General features: G+C 75.0%; 5 protein-coding genes. 1 reads left to right on the top strand and 4 read right to left on the bottom strand.

Going from position 1 to position 5626, the window contains the following annotated elements:
- Positions 1 to 1054: 1054 nt before the first annotated feature.
- The 4 genes from ABT106_RS30905 to ABT106_RS30890 all read right to left on the bottom strand — a co-directional run bounded on the left by ABT106_RS30905 (position 1055) and on the right by ABT106_RS30890 (position 3842).
- Complete coding sequence (locus tag ABT106_RS30905) at positions 1055 to 1198, bottom strand: hypothetical protein (RefSeq protein WP_351284088.1); 144 nt, start codon at positions 1196 to 1198, stop codon at positions 1055 to 1057.
- Positions 1195 to 1680: a hypothetical protein gene (locus ABT106_RS30900; RefSeq protein WP_351284085.1), complete on the bottom strand. Its 486-nt coding sequence runs from the start codon at positions 1678 to 1680 to the stop codon at positions 1195 to 1197. The genes ABT106_RS30905 and ABT106_RS30900 overlap by 4 nt, the downstream gene beginning before the upstream one ends.
- Positions 1680 to 2123: a phage tail protein gene (locus ABT106_RS30895; RefSeq protein WP_351284082.1), complete on the bottom strand. Its 444-nt coding sequence runs from the start codon at positions 2121 to 2123 to the stop codon at positions 1680 to 1682. The genes ABT106_RS30900 and ABT106_RS30895 overlap by 1 nt, the downstream gene beginning before the upstream one ends.
- Before the next feature lie 78 nt (positions 2124 to 2201).
- The gene (locus ABT106_RS30890) at positions 2202 to 3842 is read right to left on the bottom strand and encodes a phage tail sheath subtilisin-like domain-containing protein (RefSeq protein ID WP_351284080.1); all 1641 of its coding nucleotides are present in this window, start codon (positions 3840 to 3842) and stop codon (positions 2202 to 2204) included.
- A gap of 206 nt (positions 3843 to 4048) precedes the next feature.
- On the opposite strand from ABT106_RS30890, the gene ABT106_RS30885 reads away from it, so the two are divergent.
- On the top strand, positions 4049 to 5626 hold a 1578-nt coding region (locus ABT106_RS30885; protein ID WP_351284077.1), incomplete at its 3' end, for an AfsR/SARP family transcriptional regulator.

Below are 5626 nucleotides of genomic sequence, written 5' to 3'. Positions count from 1 at the left end.
GTCGGTGTGGACGATGAACCGCTTCGAGGCGATGCACGACTGGCCGTTGTTCTGCACGCGCGCGGTGACGGCGGTCGTGACGGCCCGGGCGACGTGCCGTTGCGGGGGCGGGCTGCGACGGGGCTGCGGCTGCGTGCCGGTGGGACGGGGCCGACGCCACCGGGATGGCTTCGGCCGCCACCGGGCGGTCCGGGGCCGGAGCCGGGGCTGAGGGCGCGGCCGGGCCGGCGTCGGACGGTGGGGTGGGTCCGGCGGTCGACGCGCGCCGGGAGACCGGGGCTGAGGGCGCGGCAGGGAACGACGCGGCTGCCGTCGCGGGTGGGCAGGACGGGGCGTATACCGCTGGGGCGGCTTCGGCTGTCGGCGCGCGGTCCGGGGTCGGCCCCGCAGCCGGGGCCGCCGTCGCGGGCGGGTGGGGCGGGGCGGGTGCCGCCGGGGTGGCTTCGGACGCCGGTGTGGGCCCGGCGGTCGACGTGCGGCGGGAGATGGGGGCTGACGGCGCGGGCGGGAAGGGCGCGGCCGCCGGGGTGGTTTCGGACGCCGGTGTGGGTTCGGCCGTCGACGCGCGGCGGGAAGCCGGGGCCGGGGGTGGTGCGGTGGCGGTGGGGGCGGCGGGTGACGTCATCGGGGGGCGAGGAGGCGTACCCGCGAGGGGCAGGCGTTGCACGTGCGGGGAGAGGGGGGAAGGAGCCGGGCCCGGGACCCGGGGGACCGGCACGAGGGCGTCCAGGAGCAGGCCGGACGGGGCCGACGGGGTAACGGCGTGCCCCATCGCGCCGCTGAGGGCCGGGCTCTGCCGCGTCGCCAGCGAGGTGGGGAAGTTCCGGTCGGCCGTCAGCCGCGGCATGCCCAGCACCCGCTGGACCGGGGCCGTCGCCGCCCACCCGTCGTCCGCCGGTACGGGCGTCGCCGCGGGCCCCGGTACGGTGGTCGCCCCGTCAGCCGGTCCCCTACCCCGCGCCGCGCGTTCCCGTGCCCGTCGGCCTCGTCCGAACAGCCCCATCGTCTTCCCCTTTCCGTTCCGGTTCACCGTGCAGCGGAGCCGAAGCCCCCGTTACGCCTCCTCCAGCCGCGCCACCCGCTCTACGTACGCCTGCCGGTCCGCGTGTTCGAGGTCGAGGATCGTGTCCAGGTCCCAGTGGAGGTGGTAGGCCAGGTACGCGGTCTCCTCCTCGATCCGGTCGGCCGCGTACGTCACGATTCCCCCAGGCGGCTCCCGGCCAGCTCGACTTCGAAGGCGCCCTCGCAGTGCGGACACGACACGGCCGCGCGGGTGTGACCCTCCGCGTTGATCCGCCGGTAGAAGTCCTGGAGGAAGGCGAGGTCGGAGGCGAACATGTTCTCCACCGTCCCGTCGTGCACCATCGCCATCGTGCCGAGCCGGGTGATCACCCGGCCCAGCAGCACCACCGACAGGTACGCCGGGTTCTCGCGCACCCGGACGTCCCGCAGCGGGACCAGCTCGTCCCTGGCCGTCGCCAGCCGCATCGAGCCGTTGCGGTGCACGGTCCCGGACTCGTCCACGAAGCCGCGCGGCAGCTCGAACTCGAACTCCGTGCGCAGCGGCTCCCGTACGGCCGCGCCCGGGCCGCCGGCCGGCCCTTCTCCCGGCGTCGGTCCCTGCCCCGACCCCTGCCCCTGCCCCTGCCCCTGCCCCGGTCCCGGTCCCTGGCGTCGCATCACTCGATGACCAGCTCTTCGAAGGTGATGGTGACCTGCTCGGTGAGCGCCGACGCGGCACCCGCCTTCACCGAGCTGACCTCCACCTTGGAACACCAGGCATTGCGCAGGTTGTAGCGGCGTACCGGGTTGTCCTGGTAGTCCATCATCATGATCGTCGCGTTCTTGCGGGCGGAGCCCATGTCGCCGTTGATCGAGGCGCTGATCCACTGGGTGAAGGCGGTCGACTGGGTCGCCCCGCGCGTCACCGAGCACTGCCCGGCCTTCTTCACGCCGGGCAGCTTCTTGATGACGGGCCTGCCGTCCGCCGAGACCTGCTGGTACTCGATGACGTCCTGCTCCATGGACAGGCTGCTGACTTCCTGCAGGAACTCGACCATGACACCGTCGATCTGCAAGCCGAAGTTGTGCGAGGTGAGCGCGTCACCGGGCTGAAGGGACATGCGGGGCTTCTCCTTGTTCGTGGCGTACGACGTGCGTGACGTGCGGGTGGTCAGGCGCCGGCCCCCGGCGGGGCCGGCCTACTCCTCCAGCTCCCCTCCGCCGCCCGAGAACTGGGCCAGCCGGAACACCACGAACTCGGCGGGCTTGACCGGCGCGATGCCGATCTCGCACACGACCCGCCCGAGGTCCACGGACTCGACGGGGTTCGTCTCCGCGTCGCACTTCACGTAGAACGCGTCCTCGGGACGCTGGCCGAACAGGGCGCCCGAACGCCACTCGTTGACGAGGAAGGCCGAGATGTTGCGCCGGATCCGCGCCCACAACGCCTGGTCGTTCGGCTCGAACACCACCCACTGGGTGCCGATCAGGATCGACTCCTCCAGGTAGTTGAAGTAGCGGCGCACGTTCAGGTAGCGCCACGCCGGGTCGGAGGCCAGCGTGCGCGCGCCCCAGACGCGGATGCCCCGGCCCGGGAAGGCGCGGACGCAGTTCACGCCGACCGGGTTGAGCAGGTCCTGCTCACCGCGGGTGATCTGGAGCTCCAGATCGACGGCGCCCCGCACGATCTCGTTGGCCGGGGCCTTGTGCACCCCGCGCTCGGCGTCGTTGCGGGCCCAGACACCGGCCATGTGGCCGGAGGGCGGGACCACCTCCGTCTGCCCGCTCGACGGATCGAAGACCTTGATCCACGGGTAGTAGAGCGCGGCGTAACGGGAGTCGTAGCCGGCCACGTCCATGCGCCACTTGCGGATGTCCCGCGCGTTCAGGCCGGGCGGCGGGTCGAGGACCGCCATCCGGTCGCCCATCAGCTCGCAGTGCGCGATCATGCCGAGCTGTACGGCCTTGACCTGCTCCAGGTCGATCAGGCCCTGCTGGTAGGCGGCCATCAGGTCGGGCGCGGCCACCATGGTGACCTCGTCCAGGGCCTCCAGCCCGCCGAAACCGGTGCGGTCGGCGGAGTCGCCGATGAACCGCGCGGAGTCCAGCCGGCCTTCCCCGGGGGCCTGCACGGCCCCCGTCGGGGCCGCGCCGGAGGACGCGGGGAGCGCGCCGGGTGCGGGCACGGCCAGGGTCAGGGTCTGCGCCTCGGGCCGGGCCTGCGCCACGCCCGGAGCGGCCTCCTCGACCACGATGGTCTTCGACCGCTGACGGATCTGGGTGACGACGTAGTTGCGAGCCGACTTCCGGGCACTGACGTCGAAGTCCTCGACGAGCGTGTCGCCGTCCTTGACCAGCAGCTTGAAGCGATCGGCGCCGGCCTCGCCCTCGATGTCCTGGACCTCGACGGTCAGCGTCCCGCCGTCGGTCCGGCCCGCGGCGAGCGCCGCCACCCTGAACGCGCCGAGCGCGACGGCCTCGCCGACCGCGATCTCCCGCGCGGTGGAGGCCCCGGCCGGGCCGGACGCGGCGGCCCGGCCCGCGCCGTCCGTGGATGCCGGACGTCCGGCCGCGGGGGCGCCGCCGACCCGGACCACGTACGCCGCCGTGCCGCCGTTGTTGAAGAACCCGTACACGGAGTGCGCCAGATAGCAGCCGTCCGTGAAATCACCGAACTCGGCGACGTACTGGGACCAGTTGGTCACCAGCGTCGGCTCGTTCAGCGGTCCGTGGGGAGCCAGCCCCACGAAGGCGGCGACCGACGTCCCCACTCCCTCGATGGGCCGGGACCCGCCGGCGACCTCTTCCACATAGACGCCGGGGGACAGGTAGGTGGGCACGCGGTGATCTCCTCGCGGTGGTGGGGCGGGCCGGTTCCGCTGGTCAGACCGACCTTCGCCGATGCGCCCACCGCCGCGGGAGGACCGGGCGGGCGGAGTCGGGGGCAGCGCGGGCTGCCCGCCCGTACCCGCCGCACACGTCCCGCGTAACGTTGCCCGCGGCCGTTGTGCGGGCAACCGGGGGGCGCGTGACGCGGGAGCAGGGTGTGGGAGACGCGGCGGGCCTGCGGTTCCGGATGCTCGGGCCGATGACCGCCCGGGTGCCCGGCGGGGCACCCCTGGCGCTGGGATCCAACCAGCAGCGGGCCCTGCTCGCCGTCCTGCTCCTGCGGCGCGGCCGCACCGCGCCCATGGCCGAACTTCTCGACGCCCTCTGGGGAGAGCGGGTGCCGCCGCGCGCGGTGGGCACCCTGCGCACCTACGTGTCCCGGCTGCGCTCCCTCTTCGAGCCGGACCGGCCCGCCCGCGCACCGGCCAGGCTCCTGCTGTCCGCCCCCGACGGCTACGCCCTGCGGCTGCACGGCCCGGTCCTGGACATGGACCAGTTCGAGCGCGGCCTCGCCGACGCCGCCCGGCTGCGCACGGCCGGTGACACCCGCGAGGCGTACCGCACCCTCGGCGACGCGCTCGGACTCTGGTCGGGGACGCCGCTCGCCGGGCTGCCCGGCCCGTATGCCGGGGCGCAGCGGGACCGGCTCACCGAACTGTGGCTGACCGCCCGCGAGGACCACTTCCACAGCGCCCTGGAACTCGGCCTCGACCGTGACATCGCGGCCGTCGCGGCCCTGCGCGCCTTCGCCGCCGAGCACCCGCTGCGCGAGAGGACCCAGGCCCTGCTCATGCTCGCGCTGCACCGCGCGGGCCGTCCCGGCGAGGCCCTCGCGGTGTACGAGGTCACCCGCGACACCCTCGACGTGGAACTCGGGGTCCCGCCCGGGCCCGAACTGGCGGCACTGCACCGCAGGCTGCGTTCCCAGGCCGCCACCGGTGGACCGGGCACGGTCCCGCCGGGAACGGATCCCCGGCCCGCCGGGGCCCCGGGAAGGACGCGCGCGACACCCGGCGCGGCGTCCGCGCCCGCGTTCCCCTTCCCCCCGGCGGGCCCGACCGCCTCGGTGGCACCTTCCGCCCCGGCGGCGCCCGCCGCCGCGGTGGTCCCCCTCGCCCCCGTGGTCCCCCTCGCCCCCGCCGTCCCGTTCGCCGGACGGGCGGCGGAGACCGGCCCGCTCGTACGGCTGCTGGCCGGCGGTGCGGACGACGCCGTGCCCGTGGCGGTACTCACGGGCATGCCGGGCATCGGCAAGACCGCCCTCGCCGAGCACGTCGCGGAGCAGGTCCGCGGCTCCTTCCCCGACGGCGTGCTCCGGGTCTCCCTGCGCGGCGGCCCGGCCGAGGCGCTCGCCCGCCTCGTGAGCGCCCTCGGCGTCCCGGACCCCGAGATGCCCGAGGGGCTCGAAGCGCGGGCGGCGTTCTACCGTTCCCTGCTGGCCGGGCGGCGCGTCCTCACCCTCCTGGACGACGCGCACGACACCGCGGGGCTGCTCCCGCTGCTGCCCGGCACCCCGGGCTGCGCCGCGCTCGTCACGAGCACCGGGCGCGGTCTGCTCGTACCGGGGGCGCTCCTCGTCGACGTACCGGAACTCGACGAAGCGGCCGCCCTGCGGCTCCTGACCGTTGCCGCCGGACCGGGGCGGACCGGGGAGTCCGCGGCGCTGCGCGCCCTCGCCGGCCGGTGCGCCGGACTGCCGCTCGCCCTGTACCTGGCCGGCCGCCGGCTGAGCCTG

Origin of the sequence: Streptomyces sp. NPDC002044 (genome assembly GCF_040296725.1) — a bacterium.
GTDB lineage: Bacteria > Actinomycetota > Actinomycetes > Streptomycetales > Streptomycetaceae > Streptomyces > Streptomyces antarcticus.
The sequence above is the reverse complement of the archived record's forward strand: the minus strand, read 5'-3'. Positions and strand labels throughout refer to the sequence as shown.

What these genes read in the sequence shown, in the direction of transcription:
- ABT106_RS30900 (WP_351284085.1), bottom strand. Translation starts at nt 1,680, where the DNA reads ATGCGACGCCAGGGACCGGGACCGGGGCAGGGGCAGGGGCAGGGGCAG.
- ABT106_RS30895 (WP_351284082.1), bottom strand. Translation starts at nt 2,123, where the DNA reads ATGTCCCTTCAGCCCGGTGACGCGCTCACCTCGCACAACTTCGGCTTG.